This is a genomic window from Burkholderia sp. AW49-1, assembly GCF_053427845.1.
The window spans coordinates 60,682-81,955 of the sequence record NZ_JBSAXF010000025.1 but is presented as its reverse complement, the minus strand read 5'-3'; the positions used below and the strand labels follow the sequence as shown (position 1 = coordinate 81,955).

Genomic DNA, 21,274 nt, shown 5'->3' with positions numbered 1-21,274 from the left:
CTGCCGGAAAACGCCGCCTCGCGCGGCGTTTTTTTCGTCCCCTAGGCATTCGACGCCGGCCTGCCCGCCACCGGGCGGGCGATTGCCGCCCCGAACCAGCGGCGCTAGCGCGCCGCAATCCGCCGACGGAAATGCTCGGTGCCGGACACGATCTTGTCGAGCACCGCGTCGAGTGCCCAGAACCGCTCGCGCACGTCGTAGTCGATCGCGCGGCAGCGAATCGATCCGAACGTGCCGATCCGTTGATGATAGATCTTCGCGAGCGCCGGGTAGCCAAGCGCTTCCGACACCGCCGAGAGCACCAGAAACGTCGACAATTCGTCGGCAAGCGCCGGATCCGAGTCGCCTTGCGTGCGCAGCCACCGATACAGATCGGGATGGAAGTTGGTGAACACGCCGTTGAAACCGGCGGAGCCCGCCTTCATCGCATCCCATGCGATCGCGGCGTTCGCATTCAGGATTTTCATCGGCGACCCGGCGGCCAGCGCAACGCGTCGCTTCACCGTCTCCAGGTCGCAGCTCACGTCCTTCAACATCACGAATCGGCCCGTGTCGATGCACGCGCGCAGTTCGTCATCGGACAGCAATCGCCGATAAGGCGCCGGACATTCATACAAGCCAAGCGGCAGATCCGTCGGCAATCGGGCGAGCAACTTGTGAAGATGATCGAGAAACGCAGCGCTGCCCTTGCGCTGCGGATCGAGGCGGTTGGTCACGAGCACGACGCCCTGCGCACCCGATTCCGCCGCGGCGCACAGCTCGGCGACCTGTGCGTCCCGATCTTCGCTGACGTGCCCGGACGCGACGACAGGCACACGCCCCGCCACCCGCTCGACCACGAAACGCGCAAGTTCCGCACGTTCTGCGAGACTCAGGAATTGCATCTCGCTCGATTGCGCGACCGCGAACAGCGCATCCGAGCCGTGCGCCAGATACCATTCGATGAGTCGCTCGAGGCCCGCGTAGTCGATCGCGCCGGCATCGTCGAACGGCGTCAGCATCACCGGCACGATCCCTTCGATGGTCGTGCTCGCCTGCTGATGTGATTGCATCTGTTTCTCCTTCCTTCGGTAAATACAGGGGGTAGCCGGCGGCCTCAGGCCGGCAGCGGTCCGGGCGCCGCACTCGCGGACTGCTCGGGAATCGGCTTGCGCACCAGCAACAGGTAAGCCATCGCGCCGGCGAAGGCGATTGCCGCCGCCGTCAGCAGCGCCGGCACGAACGACCACTTCTGCGCGATGACACCCGTCAGGATCGGCGCGAGCGCGCCGCCGATGAAGCCGCCGAAATTCTGGATCGCGCCAAGCGATGCGACACGGCTCGGCGGTGCGGCCGCCGTCGCGAGCGCCCACGAACATGCCGATGCCGCGTTGGCGAGAAAGATCACGACCGAAATGCATGCGAGCGCGACCGTATTGCTCTGCACGAGCGCGGCCGGAATCGTGAACGCGACCATCCCTAGCATCGCGACGACCACCGCATTGCGCCGGCTCACGACCGGCGAGCGGCTGCGGCGCGTCACCAGATCCGACAGCCAGCCGGCAACGAGCGAACCGACGAACCCGCACAGGAACGGCACGGATGCCGCAAACCCGGTGCGAATGAGGCTCATGTGACGCTCCATCGTCAGATATCCCGGCAGCCACGTCAGGTAGACCCAGTTCAGATACACCGAACCGAAGAAGCCGATCAGCATGCCCCAGGTCGTGCCGTGCGAAAACAGGCTGCGCCAGTCGGCGAAGGTCAGTCTGGGGGCCGCGACGGTCGTCTGCGCATCGGCATCGAGATACCCTCGTTCCGCCGCGGTCAATTGCGCACGCGCCGGATCGCGATACGACGCGAACCAGACGACGGCGACCACGAGACCGAGTGCCCCCGTGATGAAGAACGCCCAGCGCCAGTCGAACGAAGCGACGAGCACCGACAGCAGCAACGGCGCGAGCGCGGTACCGAGCGGCGATGCCGCGTTGAAGATCCCGGTCGGCGTGCCGCGTGCGCGCAACGGAAACCAGTTGCTCACCACCCGCGCCGCCGACGGGAACTGCGGCGCCTCGCCGATGCCGAGCACGATGCGCGCGACGATGAACCAGCCGAAGGTGGACACGAGGCCGCCCGCCATCTGCGCGAACGACCAGACGATCAGCCCGATGCCGAGCAGCCGGCGCGGCCCGATGCGATCGACGAGACCGCCGACCGGAAACTGGCACAGCGCATAGCTCCACGAGAACGCCGACAGCAGCAGCCCCATCTGCGAGAGCGACAGCCCGAGATCGTTCCGGATTGCCGAACTCGCGACGGCCAGCGTGCCGCGATCGAGATAGTTGACGATTCCGCTCGCCATCAGCAGCGCGAGTGCGATACGTTGTCCGCGCCGGATACGTGGCGGCGCAGTCGGAACAGCCTGATCTTCGTTCATTTCGATTGTCTCCATGTCATAGGCGGGTGTCTGCCCGCGCTTTCCGTCGTCGCGGAATCTATACCGTCATGCTCCCCACTTCTTCGCGTGTCGGAATGGACGTCTGCGCGCCGTGGCGCGTGACGCTGATCGCGGCGGCACGCTGGCCGAACGCGATCGCGTCGTCCATCGACGCACCGCTCACCCGGGCGGCCGCGAATCCGCCGACGAAGGTGTCGCCGGCCGCCGTCGTATCGACGGCGACCACCGCCATGGCCCGATGGCGGCCGTTCCCTGCGCTGCCGCGCCAGCAGACGCCGCGCGCGCCCAGCGTGACCAGCACGTTGCCGACGCCTTTCGCGCGCAGTGCCTCGGCGGCGCGCACCGCCGAGGCGTCGTCGCCGACGGCGATGCCGGTCAGCGACTCCGCTTCCGTTTCGTTGACGACGAGGTAGTCGATCCGGGCCAGCAATGCGTCGAACAGCGGCCGTGCAGGCGCCGGATTGAGCAGCACTGGCGTGCGATGCGCGATCGCACTGCCGATCGCGCGTGCGACGGTCTCGATCGGCACCTCGAGCTGGCACACCATCAGCGCCGCACCGGCGATCGCGTCGCTGGCACGGTCGATCAATTCGGCATCGAGGCGCGCGTTTGCACCGGGCACGACCACGATGCTGTTCGCCCCATGCGCATCGACCGTGATCGTCGCGACGCCGGTTGCCTCGCCGTCGATCCGGTGCAGGTGCGTCACGTCGATGCGTTCGGCCGCCAGCGCGTCGTGCAGGCGCGCCCCGAACGCGTCGTCGCCGACGCAGCCGATCATCGCGACCGATGCACCCAGACGGGCCGCCGCCACCGCCTGGTTCGCCCCCTTGCCGCCGTGAACGGTCCGGAACGTCGTGCCGAGCAGCGTTTCGCCCGGCACGGGCAGCCGTGGCGCATGCGTGACGAGGTCGACGTTGATGCTGCCGACGACCGCGATTCGAGGGGACTTTGCGTGGCTCTTCATCAAATGTAACCGCTTACATTTACGATAAACAAAATAGCCGGAGCGGCCATCGTCGACGAAAATTTCACAATGCGGATGCAACCTGTGTCTGACATAATACGGAGTGGCATCAAGATAGCGCTTACATTCGCACAGGCGTGAGCGGGAATGCAAGCGGGACCACGATGAATCGAGGGTAAACGATGGCGTTTTTGACCACGCGCGGCGCCTGCGAGGCAACCGCGCCCGAGGATGACCGATGAGTACGCCCCCACCCAGCGGCGGCACGGCTCGCGCGCGCCGCGGCAGCGGCCGATCGGTGCTCGGGGATGTCGCGAAACTCGCCGGCGTGTCGACCGCGACCGTTTCGCGTGTCTACAACGACCCCGGCAAGGTCTCGGCCGACGTGCAGCAACGCGTGCGCGACGCGGCACGCGCGCTGAACTGGATTCCCAACGCGGCCGGCCGCGCACTCGCCTCCACGCGCACCCACATCACGGGTGCGATCATCCCGACGCTCGACGACCAGGTCTTCGCGTCGCAGGTAGCGGGCATGCAGGCTGTCATGGCCGAGCACGGCATCACGCTGTTCCTGGGCTGCTCGAATTACGACCCGGCACAGGCACTCGCGCAGGTGCGCGCGATGCTGTCACGCGGCGTCGAAGCCGTGTCGCTGGTCGGCGAAGCCTATCCGCCGGAAGTATTCGAATTGCTCGACCTGCATCGAGTGCCGTATGTCGTCACCTATGCTTACCGCGACGACAGCCCGCACTGCTGCGTCGGCTTCGACAACCGCGCGGCATTCGCGCGACTGACCACGCACCTGCTCGACCTCGGGCATCGCGATTTCGCGATCATCATGCAGCCCTCGGCGGACAACGACCGTGTGCAGGCCCGCCTGCGCGGCATCCACGACACGCTCGCCGCGCGCGGGCTCGCGGTCCGGCCGATCCACCAGCATGAGGGCCCCGCCACGATCGCGTTCGGGCGCGCGAGCCTGCGCGCGATCGCCGACAGCGGGGCGACGCGCCCGACTGCCGTGATCTGCGGCAACGACGCACTCGCGCTCGGCGCCCTGCTGGAAGCGCAGGCCATCGGCCTCGACGTGCCGTCGCAATTGTCGATCACCGGCTTCGACGATGTCGCGCTGGCTCGCGAGATCCGGCCTGCGCTGACGACGATGTGGGTCGACACCGATGCAATCGGCCGCAAGGCCGCCCGCGCGTTGCTCGACGCACTCGAGCACGGCGAAACCGGGCCCGGTTACGCGATACTGCCGGAGCTGCGGGTGCGCGAATCGGCCGCGCCGCCGAATTCGGCGGCTCAATGAAAACGGGGCGCCTCAGGCGCCCCGTTTCGCATCGAATCGATCGAGCCGGCGCATGCCGGCCCCGCTGCATCAGGTCGCGCTGCCCGCGATCTTCGGCGTCGGCGTCTCGACGTCGCCGCACTGCGCGCGATGGCGCAGCGCATGGTCGATCAGCACCAGCGCCAGCATCGACTCGGCGATCGGCGTCGCGCGAATCCCGACGCACGGGTCGTGGCGACCGAAGGTTTCGACGGTCGCTTCTTCGCCGGACTTCGTGATCGAACGGCGCGGCGTGCGGATGCTCGACGTCGGCTTGATCGCGATCGACACGGTGATGTCCTGTCCCGTCGAAATCCCGCCGAGCACACCGCCCGCATGGTTGCCGACGAAGCCGCCGGGCGTCAGTTCGTCGCCGTGCACCGAGCCGCGCTGCGCGACGCTGTCGAAGCCCGCGCCGATCTCGACGCCCTTCACCGCGTTGATGCTCATCATCGCCTTCGCGATGTCCGCGTCGAGCCGATCGAATACCGGCTCGCCCCAGCCGACCGGCACGCCCGACGCAACGACGTCGATGCGCGCGCCGATCGAATCGCCGTCCTTGCGCAGCGCGTCCATGTAGGCTTCCAGCTCCGGAACGACCTCCGCGTTCGGCGAAAAGAACGGGTTCTCGCGAACGTGCGACCAGTCGACGAACGGCACGTCGATCTCGCCGAGACCGCTCATGTAGCCGCGCACTTCGACACCGAAACGCTCGCGCAGCCATTTCTTCGCAACCGCGCCCGCGCCGACGATCGGCGCGGTCAGGCGCGCGGACGAGCGGCCGCCGCCGCGGTAGTCGCGGATGCCGTATTTCTGCCAGTAGGTGTAGTCGGCATGGCCCGGGCGGAACGTCTCGACGATGTTGCCGTAGTCCTTGCTGCGCTGATCGGTGTTGCGGATCAGCAGCGCGATCGGCGTGCCGGTCGTCACGCCTTCGAACACGCCGGACAGGATTTCGACCTCGTCGGCCTCCTGGCGCTGCGTCACGTGCCGCGACGTGCCGGGCTTGCGGCGATCGAGTTCGATCTGGATGTCGGCTTCGGTCAGCCCCATCCCCGGCGGGCAGCCGTCGATCACGCAGCCGATCGCGGGACCGTGCGATTCGCCGAAGGTCGTGACAGTGAAAAGCGTGCCGAGGGTATTGCCGGACATGATGGAACCGCCCAAAGAGAATTGGACAAACCGATGCGCTGCCCGAACCGCTGGCAGGCCGATCGTTTGCCGGTCGAGAAAAAGAGGTAAACCGCTATTATGCCAGCCGTCCCGTGCCCGCGGGCCGTATGAACCGTTCAGACCACACCGGCCGGCCGCGCGGACGGCCCGGCGCGATGCCGCCGGGCCCGCCCTGCTCACTTTCGCGCGCCGCGCAACTCGGTCACCGCGGCTTGCAACGCCTCGGGCGTCGCGACCGTGGCCGGGATCGGCTCGCCGACCGCAAGCGTCAGCCGGCTCATCACGCCGCGCTTGATGGGTCGCGGCATACGGGCATCGGTATGACGGGAGAAATAGCTGCCCCACAGCCCGCGCAACGCCATCGGAATCACGGGCGCCGGCGTACGGCTCAGGATTTCCGTGATGCCGTGGTGGAACGTGTTGATGTCCCCCGTCTTGGTGAGCTTGCCTTCCGGGAAGATGCACACGAGTTCGCCGTCCTTCAGCGCGGCCTCGCACGCGTCGTACGCGCGTGCGAGCATGTCGGGATCCTCATGGCGCGGCGCGATCGGAATCGCCTTTGCATGCCGGAACACCCAGCTCGCGAAGCGTGTCTTGAAGATCCGGTGATCCATCACGAACCGGATCGGCCGCGGGCTCGCGGCCGCCAGCACGAGCGCATCGACGTAGCTCACGTGGTTGCATACGAGCACGGCCGCGCCCTCTTCCGGGATCCGCTCCGCATGCACGAGGCGAATCCGGTAGAACGTGTGCACCAGCACCCACGCGACGAAGCGCAGCAGGAACTCCGGAACGAGCAGGTAGATGTACGTTGCGACCACGACGTTCAACAGCGCGGTGACGAGGAACAGGCCCGGGATGTCGACGCCGGCCTTGGTCAGCCCCATCGCCATCAGGGCCGACAGGATCATGAACAGCGCGTTCAGGATGTTGTTCGCTGCGATGATCCGCGCACGATGGGTCGGCGCACTGCGACTCTGGATCAGCGCGTACAGCGGCACGCTGTAGAAGCCGCCGAACATCGCGAGCAGGAACAGGTCGGCCAGGATGCGCCAGTGACGCGCGCCGGCCAGGAATTCCCCGACCGACAGCAGATGCCCGGGCGACGGCAGCGAGCGGCTCGCGAAATACAGCTCGATCGCGAACACGCTGATGCCGATCGAGCCGAGCGGCACGAGGCCGATCTCGACGCGCCGCTGCGACAGGCGCTCGCACAGCAGCGAACCGAGGCCGATGCCGACCGAGAACGTCGCGAGCAGGACCGTGACGACATCGGGGCTCGCGGACAGCACGTCCTTCGCGAAATTGAAGAACGACGTGAGGAACGTCGCGCCGACGAACCACAGCCACGAGATGCCGAGCAGGCTCAGGAACACGGTGCGATTCTGTCGCGCGAGCCCGAGGTTGCGCCACGTCTCGCTGAACGGGTTCCAGTTGATCACCAGATCCGGCTGCGGCGCCGGCGTCGGCGGCACGCGCTGCGCGACGAGCCGTCCCGCGAGCGCGATGACGACGACGCTGACGGCCAGCACACGTTCACCGTTGCCTTCGATGCCCGCGGCCGCACCGCCGATGATCGTGCCGATCAGGATCGCGATGAACGTGCCCATCTCGACGAGGCCGTTGCCGCCGACCAGTTCGTGGTCGCCGAGATGCTGCGGCAGATACGAATATTTGACGGGGCCGAACAGCGTCGAGTGCATCCCCATCATGAACGTGCACAAATACAGCAGCGTCGCGCTGTGCGTGACGAAGCCGGCCGCGCCGACCAGCATCAGCACGATCTCGAAGGTCTTCACGAAGCGCGTGAGCGTCGCCTTGTCGTATTTGTCGGCGATCTGGCCGGAGGTCGCCGAGAACAGCACGAACGGCAGGATGAAGATGGCGGAAATCAGGAACGCGGCCGTCTTCGCGTCGACGCCGGAGAAACGCGCGGTGTGATAGGTGACGAGCGAAGTGAATCCGATCTTGAACACGTTGTCGTTCAGCGCCCCGAGGAACTGGGTCGTGAAGAACGGCGCGAAACGGCGCTGGCGCAACAGGTCGAACTGCGACGCGTGGGCGCGCCGTTCGCCGCGCGACGCGGAAGAGACTTGCGTGTGATCGCTCATGCGGAATACGCGCGCATCGTCTGGGCGAAGCTGCGCGGGCCTTGTGTTGTTGTCGAAAAAATGGCGGCGCAGGCTGAACCTGCGCCGCCGTGCGCCGAGTGGCAGCGCCCGCGCGTCATGGCACCGCGCGCGACGCGTTTCACGGCTTCTGCGCTTCGGCTTCCGATTCCGGCCAGTCGCGGATGTACGCCTTCAGCATCCGGTTCTCGAAGCTTTGCGCCTCGACGACCGTCTTCGCGACGTCGTAGAACGAGATGACGCCCATCAGCACCTTCTTGTCGAGCACCGGCATGTAGCGCGCGTGGCGCTCGAGCATCATCCGGCGCACTTCGTTGACGTCGGTTTCCGGCGTGCACGTGAGCGGCTCGTCCATCACCTTGCGCACCTGCACGTCGCCAATCGCGCCGCCGTTCACGTGGAGGCGCAGGATGATCTCGCGGAACGTCAGCATCCCGACGAGATCGCCGTACTCCATCACGACGAGCGAACCGATATCGTGTTCGGCCATCGTATCGACCGCTTCGCGCAGCGGCTTATCGGGCGTCACCGTAAACAGCGTGTTGCCCTTCACTTTCAGAATATCGCTGACGCGCATCGTAGTCCCCTCATGCTTGAATGCAAATCCGCTTTCGATCCTATCGGAAAGCCTGTCAAAAGGAAAGCGCAGGTCCGCGCCGCGCGGCCGCCCCCGCTTGCGGACGCGAGCCGGCCGCCGCACAATGACTCCATCGACAGCGGCCCGAGGAGACGGCCATGGCGCATACGCATACGGACCAATTCGCCAGCTTCGCTGATTTCTACCCGTATTACCTGAACGAACACCAGAACCTCACGTCGCGGCGGCTGCACTTCATCGGCTCGCTCGGCGTGATCGGCTGCGTCGCGATGGCGATCGCGACGGGCCACTGGCCGTGGCTGCCGGCGGCGGTCGTGTGCGGCTACGGATTCGCATGGATCGGACACTTCTTCTTCGAGAAGAACCGCCCCGCCACGTTCCGGCACCCGATCTACAGCCTGATGGGCGACTGGGTGATGTTCAAGGACATCTGCACCGGGAAGATCGCGCTTTAACGCCCGCCCGTCGGCACGTCACGCCGTTTTCGGCGGCCGCGCGTGCGGGTCGGGCGCTCCGTCGGGCACGGCCCCCGGCACGGTCTCGGCCGGCTGCACGCCGGCGAGCCGGTGCTCGGCGATCAGCGACGCAAGCGATACGTCGAACCGGTCGTTCGACAGCACCTCGAGCAATGCCGCCCCTTCGACGTGGCTTCGGCGTCGCTGCAACTGGTAGGTCAGCTCCGTACGGTCGATCACCAGCACGTCGAACAACTGCGCCAGCGTGAGGTGCTCCGGATTCGCCAGCAGGATATAGCGCGGCGCGAGTTCGCCGCTTTCCAGCCGCGCGATCCATTCGCGCTCCTCCATCGTCAACAGCAGCCGCTGCGCGGTTTCCATGTCGCAGCGCAACATGGTCGCGAGCCGCATCGCCGTATAGCCCGCCTTGCCGACCGCGCGCGCCTCGGCCAGCCGCGCCAGCAGTTCGAGCGCGTCGAGCAAATCGCTGCCCGGATAGTGGATGCGATGGAACTGGCCGACGCGAATCGCCGGCAGCGCGGACGCCACCATCGCGCCGAGCAGCGCGATGAACCAGCTCAGGTACACCCACAACAGGAACACCGGCAGCGCCGCGAACGCGCCGTATACGGCCGTATAGGTCGGAATGCGCCGCACGTAATAGCCGAAGCCGCGCTTCGCGAGCTCGAACGCGATGGCCGCGAACAGCCCGCCGATCACCGCATCGCGCCATGCGACCGTGCAGTTCGGCAGGTAGACGTACAGCAGCGTGAACGCGAGCACGGTCAGCGGCAGCGACACGAACGCGAGCAGCCATTCGACGATCGATGTCGACGGCGCGGCGCCGGTGAACGCCAGCGACTGCGTAAACAGGTACGACGAGATCGACAGGCTCACGCCGAACAGCAAGGGCCCAAGCGTGATCAGCGCCCAGTACGCGAGCACGCGCTGCGCGAACGGCCGCGGCTTGCGCACCCGCCAGATCAGGTTGAACGCGGACTCGATCGTCATCATCGTCATCACCGACGTGACGACGAGCACGATCAGGCCGGCCGTCGTCAGCCCCTTGGCCTTCGACGCGAACTGGTTCAGGTACTTGAAGATCTGGACGTTGAACTGCGCGGGCATCAGGTGATCCGCGAGGAACCCCTGCAGCGAGATCTGGAACGACGCGAACATCGGGAATGCGGTGAACAGCGCGAACGCGACGGTCACGAGCGGCACGAGCGCCAGCATCGTCGTGAACGTGAGGCTGCCCGCCACTTGCGGGATGCGATCCTCGGCGCTGCGCCGGGCTGCGAACTGCGCGAGGCGCTTGAGGGTGTCGAGATCGACGCTCAACTTCGGCAAACGGCTTCTCCTTCTCGATGGCGCGCGCGACGGCGCGCCGCCGCCGCGCTGCGCGACGACTTCAGCCCCTATAATAGCCGCTCGATCCAGCAGGGGCCGACTGCACCGGGCATGCGCGCGGCCGCACACGGCCCCGTCGCCCATGAAAGACATTCTCGTCCTCTATTACAGCCGTCACGGCGCCACGCGCGATCTCGCGCTCGCGATCGCGAACGGCATCGACAGCGTGCCCGGCATGCAAGCCCGCATCCGCACCGTGCCGCCCGTCTCGACGGTCTGCGAAGCCACCGCCCCCGACATCCCCGACGACGGCCCGCCCTACGCGGAACTCCGCGACCTCGAGGAATGCGCGGGCCTCGCGCTCGGCTCGCCGACCCGCTTCGGCAACATGGCCGCCTCGCTCAAGTATTTCCTCGACGGCACGACCCCGCAATGGCTGTCGGGCGCGCTGACCGGCAAGCCGGCCTGCGTGTTCACGTCGACCGGCAGCCTGCACGGCGGCCAGGAATCGACGCTGCTGTCGATGATGCTGCCGCTGCTGCATCACGGGATGATGATCGTCGGGATCCCGTACACGGAATCCGCGCTCAGCACGACGCGCACCGGCGGCACGCCTTACGGCGCATCGCACGTGTCGCAGCACGATCGCAGCGCGGCCGAAGGGCTGTCGGCCGACGAAAAGGCGCTCGCGGCCGCGCTCGGCGTGCGGCTTGCCCGCGCCGCAGCGGCCCTGTCTGCCGCCCAGGCCACCGAAGCCGCATGAACGTGCCTGCCCGCCCCGCCGTCGCCGCCCGGCCGCGCTACGCGCTGGCCGCGGCCACGTGCCTCGTCGCGCTGATCGCGCTGTCGCTCGCGTGGGAACTGTGGCTCGCGCCGCTGCGTCCGGGCGGCTCGGCGCTGATGCTCAAGGCCGTGCCGCTCGCGCTCGCGCTGCCCGGCGTGTGGCGGCGTAACATCTATACGATGCAGTGGGCGAGCATGCTGATCCTCGTCTATTTCGCCGAAGGCATCGTGCGCGGCATGTCCGACCGCGGGTTGTCCGCGACGCTCGGCTGGTGCGAGACCGCGCTCGCCGTCGGCTTCTTCGTGGCAGCGCTTGCGTACGTCGCGCCGTTCAAGCGCGCGGCGAAGCGGCAGCGCGCCGCGTCCTGACCCTTACGCGACCGAACGTGATGATTTCTTCCGAAGCATTCGTATCCGCCTGCCGCGACGCGATCGGCGCCACCTACGTGCTGACCGATCCGCACGACACCGAGCCGTTCCTGACCGATTGGCGCCGCCGCTACAAGGGCAGCGCATGCGCGGTGCTGAAACCGGCCGATACGGCCGAAGTCGCCGCGCTCGTCCGGCTTGCGAACACGCATGGCGTCGCGCTCGTGCCGCAGGGCGGCAACACGAGCCTCGCCGGCGGTGCGACGCCCGACGCGAGCGGCGACCAGGCCGTGCTGAGCCTCGCGCGCCTGAACCGCGTGCGCGCGCTCGATCCGCACAACAACACGATCACGGTCGAAGCCGGCGTGATCCTCGCCGACGTGCAGGCACGTGCCCGCGAAGGCGGCCGGCTGTTCGCGCTGAGCCTCGCCGCCGAAGGCAGCTGCACGATCGGCGGTAACCTGTCGACCAACGCCGGCGGCACAGCGGTGCTGCGCTACGGCAACGCGCGCGAGCTGTGCCTCGGGCTCGAGGTCGTGACGGCGCAGGGCGAGATCTGGGACGGCCTGCGCGGCCTGCGCAAGGACAACACGGGCTACGACCTGCGCGACCTGTTCATCGGCGCGGAGGGCACGCTCGGCATCATCACGGCCGCCGTGATGAAGCTGCATCCGCTGCCGGCCGCGCAGGTCACCGCGCTGGCCGCGCTCGAGTCGCCGCACGCGGCGCTCGACTTCCTCGCGCTCGCGCAGCGCGCTGCCGGCCCGCTTCTGACAGGCTTCGAACTGATGTCCGATTTCTGCATGCAGCTCGTCGGCAAGCACTATCCGCAACTGCGCTATCCGTTCGACCGCACGCATGCGCAGACGGTGCTGCTCGAACTGTCGGACAACGAGAGCGAAACGCATGCGCGCGCGCTGTTCGAAAGACTGATGGAGGAAGCATTCGAGGCCGGGCTCGTGGTCGACGCGGTGGTCGCGGAAAATCTCGCGCAGTCGCGCGCGTTCTGGGACCTGCGCGAACACATCCCGCTCGCGCAGGCAGACGAGGGACTGAACATCAAGCACGACATCGCGGTGCCGATCTCGTCGATCGCGCGCTTCATCGACGAAACCGACGCGGCGATCCAGGAGGCCGCGCCCGGCGCGCGGATGGTCACGTTCGGCCACCTCGGTGACGGCAACCTGCACTACAACGTGCAGACGCCCGAAGGCGGCGACCCGAAGGCGTTCCTCATGGAGTTCCAGAAGCCGATCAATCGCATCGTCTACGACAACGTGCACCGCCACCACGGCACGATCAGCGCGGAGCACGGGATCGGCCAGCTGAAGATCGATGACGCGCAGCGCTACAAGTCGCCGGTCGAAACGGCGCTCATGCGCACGCTGAAGACCGCGCTCGACCCGCGCGGGCTGATGAATCCCGGCAAGGTACTGCGCTGAAGCCCCCCACCCCGGAGCGATGTCCATGAGAGTTCGCGTCCTGTCCGACCTGCATCTCGAAAGCAACCAGCCCGACACGATCCCGCACGCCGACGCGGATCTCGTCGTGCTGGCCGGCGACATCCATAATCACGCGGAAGGCCTGCGCTGGGCCGCCGAAACATTCGCCCCCGACGTGCCGGTGATCTACGTGCCGGGCAACCACGAATACTACGACGGGGAATTCGGCGCGCTCGAAACCGCGATGCGCGACGCCGCGCAGGCGATCGACAACGTGCATTACCTGAACAACGGCGTGTATGTCGATCCGGCGCAACGCTTTCGCGTGCTGGGTACGACGCTCTGGTCCGATTTCTCGCTGTTCGGCGCCGACGAGGCGAGCATCGCGCGCGCGATCGACGCCGGCGTGCGTGTGATGCTCGATTTCAAGGGCTTGATCCAGGTAACGTGGCCGCACGATGCAGCACTGCATGCGGCGGAGGCGCCGGAGCGGGATTTCACGCCGGCCGACGCGATCGCGCTGCACCGGCAAGGCCGTGCGTGGCTGGAAGCACGGCTCGCGACGCCATTCGACGGTCGCACGATCGTCGTCACCCACCATGCGCCGCACCTGCGCTCGCTCGCCGAGCGTTACGCGGACGACCTTGCGTCGGCGGGATTCGTCACGGACATGGCGGAACTCGTGCGGCCGCCCGTGGACCTGTGGATCCACGGCCACACGCATACTTCATTCGATTACGTGACCGACAGCGGCACGCGCGTGGTGTGCAACCCGCGCGGCTATATCCACCGGCGCACCGGCGAACTGGAAAATCCCGCGTTTGCGTGGGACAGAGTGGTCGAGCTCGGCTGAGCGCCTGGCCATCCGGCCGCGTGATGCGGCCCTTGCCGATCCGAAAGGCCGCCCGATCAGCGATCGGCGCGGCGCGATCCGTTCGCCGACGGACGTACCCGCACCGGCACCGGCTTCATCCGTGCCTTCATCGCGCGCAGCAGATCGCGCGTCGCCGCGGCGGCGGCAGCCGCACCAAGCAGAACTCCAAGGCCGATCATCAGTTGCGTATCCATTGCGACTCCGGGTATGGGCAGATCCAAATCTCTCTGATTTGAACAGTATCAAACTGTCCGCCGTCCAAGCGTAAAAAAATGTTGCGCGAAGGACAAATCTCGTCAGATTGGGCTCGACCGCGCGCTCATGTCGCAGCCGTGAACTGCGCGAGGGCGGCTTCGTCGGCTTGGAGCGTGGCCGGCAACTCGTCGCGCAGAAAATCGACCCAGGTGCGGATTTTCGCGTCGAGGTACTGGCGCGACGGATACAGCGCGTAGATGTTCATCACGTGCGACCGGTATTCGGGCATCACGCGCACGATGTGTCCGCTGCGCAGCCCGCCGATCGCCGAATAGAGCGGCAATCCGCCGATCCCCATCCCTTCCCGCACGGCCACCGCGAGCGCCTCGGCGACGTTCACGCGGAACGGCGGCGCCGTGATCGGAATCACCTCGTCGCCGTGCGGCCCCGACAGCGACCACTCGTCGAAGTGAAAGCCCGGCGCGACCATCCCGAGACAGACATGCTGCTCGAGATCCGCGGGCGTCCGGGGCACGCCGTGCGCGTCGACGTAGCCCGGCGACGCGCACACGACGCTGTAGCTCTCGCCGAGCCGCTGCGACACCAGCCCCGAATCGGGCAGGTCGCGGCCGACGACGATCGCGACGTCGTACCCCTCGTCGAGCAGGTCGGGCATCCGCTGCGCGAGCGTCAGTTCGACGTGCACGTCCGGGTAGCGCTGTCGATAGCGCGCAATGGCCGGCACCAGGTAGTGCTGCCCGAGGCTCGTGAAGCAATGGACCTTCAGCTTGCCTGACGGGCGCGCGTGCGCGTCGCCCGCTTCGGCTTCGGCCTGGTCGACATACGCGAGGATTTGCTCGCAGCGCTGCAGGTAGCGCTCGCCTGCTTCGGTCAGCGCGATCCGGCGTGTCGTCCGGTTCAGGAGGCGCGTGCGCAGGTGCGCCTCGAGATCCGACACGGCGCGCGACGCATAGGCGGTAGTCGAATTCATCTGCTGAGCGGCCGCGGTAAAGCTTCCCGCGTCGACCACACGGACGAATACCCGCATGTTTTGTAACGTATCCATCCCAATACCCGTTTGAATCCGGAGGGATTGTTGCACAGGGGCGAACAAATATTATCTCAGGATTCGTAAAAATGACTTGCACCCTTGTCCATTTATTCAGGAATTGCTGAAAAATATAATCGCATCCGACTCATCTATATCCGAAAGGGAGAAAATCGTGCGGTCTCCGGCAACAAAAGGGACGCTGGCACTGGCGGTTCTTGCAGTCTCATTAATAATGGCCGGATGCGCGAGCATGGGCGACAACAAGCCGCAGTCCGCGCGCATCGAAGCGAACACGCTCGATGCCGGTGCCGCCATCCGTGCGGCGGACCACGACGCGGGCTGGCCTGCGTCCGACTGGTGGCGCGCGTACCGCGACCCGCAACTCGACACGTGGATTGCCGCGGCGCAGGCCGGCAACCCCACCCTCGCGGCCGCCGAGGCCCGCGTGCGCGAAGCGCAGGCGATGGCGCGCGTGGCCCGTTCGGCGGAACTGCCGCAGATCAACGGCAACCTGTCGCTGATGCGCCAGCACTGGCCCGACAACGTGTACTACGGGCCCGGACCGCTCGCCGACACCGACACGTGGAACAACACCGGCACGCTCGGCCTGTCCTACCACCTCGACCTGTGGGGCAAGGACAAGAACGCGACCGAGCGCGCGCTCGACACCGCGCACGCGACCGCGGCCGATGCACGGGCGGCGAAGCTCGAGCTCGAGGTCAACGTCGTGCGCGCGTATGTCGGCATGTCGATGAACTACGCGCTGCTCGATCTCGCGCACGAAACGTTCGAACGCCAGCGCTCGCTGGCCGATCTCGCGCGCAAGCGCCTGCAAGCCGGCCTCGGCACGCAGCTGGAAGTCAGCCAGGCCGAATCGACGCTGCCCGACTACGAGCGCCAGATCGACAGCTATGAAGAAGCGATCCAGCTCGCGCGCCACCAGCTCGCCGCGCTCGCGGGCAAGGGCCCGGGTGCCGGCGATGCGATCAAGCGGCCAAGCCTGTCGCTCGACGCGCCGGCAGGCTTGCCGTCCGCGATGCCGGCCGATCTGCTCGGCCGCCGCCCGGACGTCGTCGCGGCCCGCTGGACGGTCGACGCGCAGGCACGGGGCATCGATGTCGCGAAAGCCGCGTTCTACCCGAACATCGATCTGCTCGCGACGGTCGGCGGCTTCGGCGTGACCGCGCCGTTCACCGACTTCCTGCGCGCGATGAACGGCGGCTGGACGGCCGGCCCCGCGCTGTCGCTGCCGATCTTCGAAGGCGGCCGCCTGCGCGCGCAACTCGGCGCGGCCGACGCCGGCTACGACCAGGCGGTCGAGCGCTACAACCAGACGGTCGTCGGCGCGCTCAAGGACATCGCCGACCAGGTCGTGCGGATCCGCTCGCTCGATACGCAGAAGAAGGACGCCGCGCGCTCGGTGGCCGCCAACGACCGCAGCTACCAGTTGTCGCGCGAGGGCTTCCGCCGCGGCCTGACCGATTACGTGAACGTGCTGGTCGCGCAACAGCAGCTGCTGCGCGCGCAGGAGACGGCGGCCCGCATCGACGCGGAGCGCCTCGCCGCGCACGCGCAGTTGATGGCCGCGCTCGGCGGCGGCGTCGAGCCGGAAACGGACGTTCAGGCCGGCCATCCGCCGCACGGCGAATCCGCCGCGAGCGCCGCCGCGCCGGCCGCCGCATCGGGTGCGAAGCCCGCCGTGGCCGCCGCCCGGCCCGCGCAGATCGCGACCGCCTCGCCGGCCGCACGGTAACGCGGAGCGACCGTCATGTCCGCCTCCTCCCCCGCTTCCACGCATGCCGCCGGCCCGCTCGCGGCCTGGTCCGCCGCGTTCGGCGACTGGGCCCGCAGCGACGGCGCCGCGTGGCTCTATCTGTTCAAGGCACTGCTCGCCGCGTTCATCGCGACGGGCGTGTCGATGCGGCTCGACCTGCCGGCGCCGAAGACTGCAATGACCACGGTGTTCATCGTGATGCAGCCGCAAAGCGGCGCGGTACTCGCGAAGAGCTTCTACCGGGTCGCCGGCACGATCTTCGGATTGATCGCGACGCTCACGTTCGTCGGGCTGTTCCCGCAGCAGCCGCAGCTGTTCCTGCTGGCCGTCGCGCTGTGGGTCGCGCTGTGCACGGCCGGCGCCGCGCGCAACCGCAACTTCCGCAGCTATGGCTTCCTGCTCGCCGGTTACACGACCGCGCTGATCGGGCTGCCGGCATCGCAACACCCGGACGGCGCGTTCATGAGCGCGATGACGCGGGTCGCCGAGATCATGGTCGGGATCGTGTCGGCAGGCGTCGTCAGCGCGCTGGTGTTTCCGCAGTACACCGGCGAGCAGATGCGCACGACGGTGCGCAAGCGCTTCAGCAGCTTCGTCGACTACGTCGCGGCGGCGCTGTCGGGCCAGCTCGACCGCGCGCACATCGAAACCATCCATACGCGCTTCGTCGCGGACGTGGTCGGCTTCGAAGCGGCGCGCAGCATGGCCGTGTTCGAGGATCCGGACACGCGGATGCGCAGCGGCCGCCTCGCGCGGCTGAACAGCGAGTTCATGAGCGTATCGAGCCGCTTCCATGCACTGCACCAGCTGATGAACCGGCTGCGCGCGGCCGGCGCGCAGGCCGCGATCGATGCGATCGAGCCGTACTTCCGCGAGATCGCGCCACTTCTGACGCGCAATGGCGAACCGGTGCGCTCGTCGGCCGACGCCGCGCTCGCAGCCGAACAGCTGCTCGCGTGGCGCGACGCGCTGCCGCGCCGCATCCGCGCGACGCGCGCCGCGCTCGAGACTCAGCCGGATTTTCCGCTGCTCGACTTCGACACGGCCACCGAGCTGCTGTACCGCTTCATCACGGACCTGCACGAATACGCGGCGACCTATGCGTCGCTGTCGACCGCGACGCACGAGCGCGAACGCTGGATCGAGCGCTACGAGCCGCGCACCAACGTGACGGCGATGGTGATCGCGGCGATTCGCACCGCGACCGTGATCCTCGTGCTCGGCTGGTTCTGGATCGAGACCGCGTGGCCGAGCGGCGTGACGATGACGCTGACGGCCGCGGCCACCTGCGCGCTCGCATCGTCGACGCCTCGCCCGACCGCGATGTCCGCGCAGATGGGCATGGGTACCGCGCTGGCCGTCTGCACGGGCTTCCTGCTGACGTTCGGCATCTACCCGCACATCGACGGCTTCCCGCTGCTGTGCGCGGCCCTCGCGCCGCTGCTTGCGATCGGCATCTTCATGACGTTGAAGCCGAAGCTCGCGGGCTACGGGATGGGCTATCTGATCTTCTTCAGCTTTCTCGCCGGCCCCGACAACATCACGCACTACGACCCGATGAGCTTCATGAACGATGCGCTCGCGCTGGTGCTGTCGATGCTGGTCTCGGCGATCGCGTTCGCGGTGCTGTTTCCGCCGACCGCGCCATGGCTCAAGAAGCGGCTGTTCGCCGACCTGCGCCACCAGGTGGTCGCCGCGTGCCACGCACGGCTGGCCGGACTGCGCACGCGCTTCGAGAGCGGCGCGCGCGACCTGATGTACCAGGCGCACACGCTGTCGGCCGACCAGCCCGACGTGCAGCGCGACGCACTGCGCTGGATGTTCGCGGTGCTGGAGACGGGCAACGCGGCGCTCGACCTGCGCACCGAGCTGGCGACGCTGCCGTCCGACCCGCGCTATGCGCCGACAACGCCGTGGCGACGCGCGATCGAGACGATGCGCACCGCACTGTCCGCGCTGTTCCGCAAGCCGGACGCAGCGCACTTCGACGCGACGCTCGATGCGGTCAACACCGCGATCGACGCGACCCGGCAGACGCTCGATGCGTTCACGCCGTCGCGCGAGGAGCGCCATCGGCTGCAGCGCATCCTGAGTCATCTGCATTTCGTACGCACGGCGCTGCTCGATCCGGAATCGCCGCTCGAGCCGCTCCACCGCAACCGCCCCGTGCGTCCCCAACAAGGAGCCTCGTCATGATGCCGCGTGAAATCGCCATTCTCGATGCCTACATGCCCACGGTGGTCCTGATGTTCGTCCTGGGCGCGCTGGCGACCTGGGCCGTCGACCGCCTGCTCGCCTACACGGGCCTCTACCGTCTCGTCTGGCACCCGTCGCTGTTCCGCGCGTGCCTTCTCGTCTGCATTTGCGGCGGGCTGAGTCTTGCCGTTTACCGTTGATTCCGAACCATCATGATTCTCAGAAAACTCTTCGGCTTCGTCGCGACCGCCGTCATCCTTCTCGTCGCGATCCTGATCGGGCGCTCGCTGTGGGTGCACTACATGGACGATCCCTGGACGCGCGACGGGCGCGTCCGCGCCGAGATCGTCAACGTCGCGCCGGACGTGTCGGGCGCGATCGTCGAGCTGCCCGTGCATGACAACCAGCTCGTGAAAAAGGGCGACCTGATCATGCAGATCGACCCGTCGCACTACCAGATCGCAGTCGAGCAGGCGCAGGCGGCCGTCGCCGCCCGCCGCGCGGAACTGCAGATGCGCCGCGACGACGCCGCCCGCCGTGCCGACCTCGACGCGCTCGTCGTGTCGAAGGAAAACCGCGAGAACGCGGCGCACAGCGCGTCGAGCGCCGATGCGCAGTACCAGCAGGCGATCGCCGCGCTCGACGCCGCGAAGCTCAATCTCGAACGCACGCGCGTGGTCGCGCCGGTCGACGGCTACATCACGAACCTGCAGACCTTCAAGGGCAACTACGCAGTGGCCGGCCAGGCGAAGCTCGCGATCGTCGACAGCCATTCGTTCTGGGTCTACGGCTACTTCGAGGAAACCAAGCTGCCGCGCGTGAAGGTCGGCGCACCGGCCGAGATGCGGCTGATGAGCGGCGGCGTGATGAAGGGCCACGTCGAGAGCATCTCGCGCGGCATCTACGATCGCGACAACCCGCAAAGCCGCGACCTCGTCGCGGACGTGAACCCGACCTTCAATTGGGTGCGCCTCGCGCAGCGCGTGCCGGTGCGCATCCGCATCGACGAAGTGCCGGCCGACGTGGTGCTGTCGGCGGGCACGACCTGCACGGTCATCATCGATCCGGACAAGCAGAAGAAGTCGTGATGATGCGCCGGCCGGGCGGCGCCCCGCCCGGCCGCGTCATTCCCAGAAGAACCGGTAAGGCAGGAACGGCGACGGGCCGAGCCCATAATCGCCGAGCATGTTGCGCAGTCGCATCGCGAAGCCGACGGCGCCGATGACGGCCAGCGCCACGATCACGTGCCGGCGCCGGATCCCCGGCACGTGCTGCAGCGGCACGAACTGACAGCCCATCGCGAACAACACGAGCCACTGGAAGCGCAGCCCTGCATAGCTGACCCGCGCTAGCGCGAAGCTCGCGATCTCGCAGACGAACAGGAACACGAGCGTGCGCGGCATGCGCGCCAGCAGCACCCAGCCGGCAACGAGCGTCAGCAACGCAAGCACGAGCGGTGCGCCGCCCGACATCTGCGCCGGCGGCGTGAACGCCGCATACAGGCCGACCTTCGCGAGCAGCGCGTCGTGATGCATCGCGAACAGCACGCCGCCGATCGCGACCGCCAGCCCCGCATAACGCAGCAGGCGCAACCGTCCGACCTGCAGCAGCACGACAAGAAGCGCCGCCGACACGTGCATGGCGGTCGCCGCAGCCGCGAACGCGAACGACGCGCCGTGCCGCCTGCGCGCCCATGTGTCCGATGCGAGCTTCGCGACACAGAACGCGACGCCGTAGCGCACGCCGCTCATCGCCATGTCGTAGAAGAACAGCGGAAAGATCAGCGTGGCGAACACGCATGCGTCCTCGGCGCTCCGGCCGAACGCGGCGACGCACGCAACGACGACCAGCAGCGACAGGATCGCCATCGCGATGTGCGGATCGTGCCCGAGCCACGCGAGCGCGCGCACGAGCCAGACGAAACCCGGTTCGAGCGTGCGCGGCACGACCTTCAGGTTGCCGCTCCAGATGCCGGTAATGATGTCGAGGTAGATCGCCGTGTCGGTGCCCGTCCGGCCACGCAGCATGGCGAACGCGGCGGCCGGCGCGATGCCCGCCGCCAGCCATCGCCACGCGGCCACGCGCGTGCGCATGCCGATCGCCGCGGACGCGAGCATCCACAGGTATCCCGTCAGGTAAATCGTCATCGTCATT

The 21,274-nt window shown here is 67.5% G+C and carries 20 protein-coding genes; 10 read left to right on the top strand and 10 right to left on the bottom strand.

What is annotated here, in order from left to right; all coding sequences use genetic code 11:
- Positions 1–104: 104 nt before the first annotated feature.
- The 3 genes from ACV22W_RS27210 to rbsK are packed head-to-tail and all read right to left on the bottom strand — an operon-like array spanning position 105 to position 3,404.
- Positions 105–1,052, bottom strand: coding sequence for a dihydrodipicolinate synthase family protein (locus tag ACV22W_RS27210; protein ID WP_448022607.1), 948 nt, complete (start codon positions 1,050–1,052; stop codon positions 105–107).
- 44 nt (positions 1,053–1,096) lie between these two features.
- Entirely contained in the window at positions 1,097–2,416 is a 1,320-nt protein-coding gene (locus tag ACV22W_RS27205; RefSeq protein ID WP_448022606.1) for an MFS transporter, read from the bottom strand.
- A gap of 58 nt (positions 2,417–2,474) precedes the next feature.
- Positions 2,475–3,404: a ribokinase gene (rbsK, locus tag ACV22W_RS27200; protein ID WP_448022605.1), complete on the bottom strand. Its 930-nt coding sequence runs from the start codon at positions 3,402–3,404 to the stop codon at positions 2,475–2,477.
- A 238-nt stretch (positions 3,405–3,642) separates the two neighbouring features.
- Between rbsK and ACV22W_RS27195 the strand changes: the two genes are divergently transcribed.
- Positions 3,643–4,713: a LacI family DNA-binding transcriptional regulator gene (locus ACV22W_RS27195; RefSeq protein WP_448022604.1), complete on the top strand. Its 1,071-nt coding sequence runs from the start codon at positions 3,643–3,645 to the stop codon at positions 4,711–4,713.
- Positions 4,714–4,782: 69 nt separating this feature from the next.
- Here ACV22W_RS27195 and aroC read toward each other — a convergent pair whose 3' ends face one another.
- The 3 genes from aroC to ACV22W_RS27180 form a co-directional block, all read right to left on the bottom strand.
- Positions 4,783–5,883 (bottom strand): chorismate synthase, encoded by a 1,101-nt coding sequence (aroC, locus tag ACV22W_RS27190; protein WP_448022603.1) that lies wholly within the window; start codon positions 5,881–5,883, stop codon positions 4,783–4,785.
- 197 nt (positions 5,884–6,080) lie between these two features.
- Positions 6,081–8,015: an MFS transporter gene (locus ACV22W_RS27185; RefSeq protein ID WP_448022602.1), complete on the bottom strand. Its 1,935-nt coding sequence runs from the start codon at positions 8,013–8,015 to the stop codon at positions 6,081–6,083.
- Positions 8,016–8,154: 139 nt separating this feature from the next.
- The gene (locus ACV22W_RS27180) at positions 8,155–8,610 is read right to left on the bottom strand and encodes a CBS domain-containing protein (protein WP_044846066.1); all 456 of its coding nucleotides are present in this window, start codon (positions 8,608–8,610) and stop codon (positions 8,155–8,157) included.
- 158 nt (positions 8,611–8,768) lie between these two features.
- Here ACV22W_RS27180 and ACV22W_RS27175 point away from each other — a divergent pair, with 158 nt between their 5' ends.
- The gene (locus ACV22W_RS27175) at positions 8,769–9,086 is read left to right on the top strand and encodes an Mpo1-like protein (protein WP_448022601.1); all 318 of its coding nucleotides are present in this window, start codon (positions 8,769–8,771) and stop codon (positions 9,084–9,086) included.
- Between the two features lie 18 nt (positions 9,087–9,104).
- Here ACV22W_RS27175 and ACV22W_RS27170 read toward each other — a convergent pair whose 3' ends face one another.
- The gene (locus ACV22W_RS27170) at positions 9,105–10,436 is read right to left on the bottom strand and encodes a YihY family inner membrane protein (RefSeq protein WP_448022600.1); all 1,332 of its coding nucleotides are present in this window, start codon (positions 10,434–10,436) and stop codon (positions 9,105–9,107) included.
- A 142-nt stretch (positions 10,437–10,578) separates the two neighbouring features.
- Between ACV22W_RS27170 and wrbA the strand changes: the two genes are divergently transcribed.
- From wrbA to ACV22W_RS27150, 4 genes are read left to right on the top strand one after another with little or no spacing between them, the layout of a single operon-like run.
- Entirely contained in the window at positions 10,579–11,199 is a 621-nt protein-coding gene (gene wrbA / locus ACV22W_RS27165; protein ID WP_175908218.1) for an NAD(P)H:quinone oxidoreductase, read from the top strand.
- Complete coding sequence (locus ACV22W_RS27160; protein WP_321852256.1) at positions 11,196–11,588, top strand: DUF2069 domain-containing protein; 393 nt, start codon at positions 11,196–11,198, stop codon at positions 11,586–11,588. Before wrbA ends, ACV22W_RS27160 begins: the two co-directional genes overlap by 4 nt.
- Positions 11,589–11,608: 20 nt before the next feature.
- On the top strand, positions 11,609–13,030 hold the full coding sequence (locus tag ACV22W_RS27155; protein ID WP_448022609.1) for an FAD-binding oxidoreductase: 1,422 nt from the start codon (positions 11,609–11,611) through the stop codon (positions 13,028–13,030).
- A gap of 25 nt (positions 13,031–13,055) precedes the next feature.
- Entirely contained in the window at positions 13,056–13,883 is an 828-nt protein-coding gene (locus ACV22W_RS27150; protein WP_448022599.1) for a metallophosphoesterase, read from the top strand.
- Positions 13,884–13,939: 56 nt separating this feature from the next.
- On the opposite strand, the gene ACV22W_RS27145 is transcribed toward ACV22W_RS27150, so the two are convergent.
- Together ACV22W_RS27145 and ACV22W_RS27140 are read right to left on the bottom strand one after the other, a co-directional pair.
- Positions 13,940–14,098: a hypothetical protein gene (locus tag ACV22W_RS27145; protein ID WP_448022598.1), complete on the bottom strand. Its 159-nt coding sequence runs from the start codon at positions 14,096–14,098 to the stop codon at positions 13,940–13,942.
- A 125-nt stretch (positions 14,099–14,223) separates the two neighbouring features.
- On the bottom strand, positions 14,224–15,165 hold the full coding sequence (locus ACV22W_RS27140) for a LysR family transcriptional regulator (protein WP_448022597.1): 942 nt from the start codon (positions 15,163–15,165) through the stop codon (positions 14,224–14,226).
- Between the two features lie 157 nt (positions 15,166–15,322).
- Between ACV22W_RS27140 and ACV22W_RS27135 the strand changes: the two genes are divergently transcribed.
- From ACV22W_RS27135 to ACV22W_RS27120, 4 genes are read left to right on the top strand one after another with little or no spacing between them, the layout of a single operon-like run.
- On the top strand, positions 15,323–16,903 hold the full coding sequence (locus ACV22W_RS27135; RefSeq protein ID WP_448022596.1) for an efflux transporter outer membrane subunit: 1,581 nt from the start codon (positions 15,323–15,325) through the stop codon (positions 16,901–16,903).
- A gap of 15 nt (positions 16,904–16,918) precedes the next feature.
- The gene (locus tag ACV22W_RS27130) at positions 16,919–19,120 is read left to right on the top strand and encodes an FUSC family protein (protein WP_448022595.1); all 2,202 of its coding nucleotides are present in this window, start codon (positions 16,919–16,921) and stop codon (positions 19,118–19,120) included.
- Positions 19,117–19,320, top strand: coding sequence for a DUF1656 domain-containing protein (locus ACV22W_RS27125; RefSeq protein ID WP_011351756.1), 204 nt, complete (start codon positions 19,117–19,119; stop codon positions 19,318–19,320). The genes ACV22W_RS27130 and ACV22W_RS27125 overlap by 4 nt, the downstream gene beginning before the upstream one ends.
- Before the next feature lie 12 nt (positions 19,321–19,332).
- The gene (locus ACV22W_RS27120; protein WP_047900486.1) at positions 19,333–20,208 is read left to right on the top strand and encodes an efflux RND transporter periplasmic adaptor subunit; all 876 of its coding nucleotides are present in this window, start codon (positions 19,333–19,335) and stop codon (positions 20,206–20,208) included.
- A gap of 36 nt (positions 20,209–20,244) precedes the next feature.
- On the opposite strand, the gene ACV22W_RS27115 is transcribed toward ACV22W_RS27120, so the two are convergent.
- Positions 20,245–21,273 carry an EpsG family protein gene (locus ACV22W_RS27115; RefSeq protein WP_448022594.1) on the bottom strand — a complete coding sequence of 343 codons (1,029 nt, stop codon included), beginning with the start codon at positions 21,271–21,273 and terminating at the stop codon, positions 20,245–20,247.
- Between the last annotated feature and the right edge of the window lies 1 nt (position 21,274).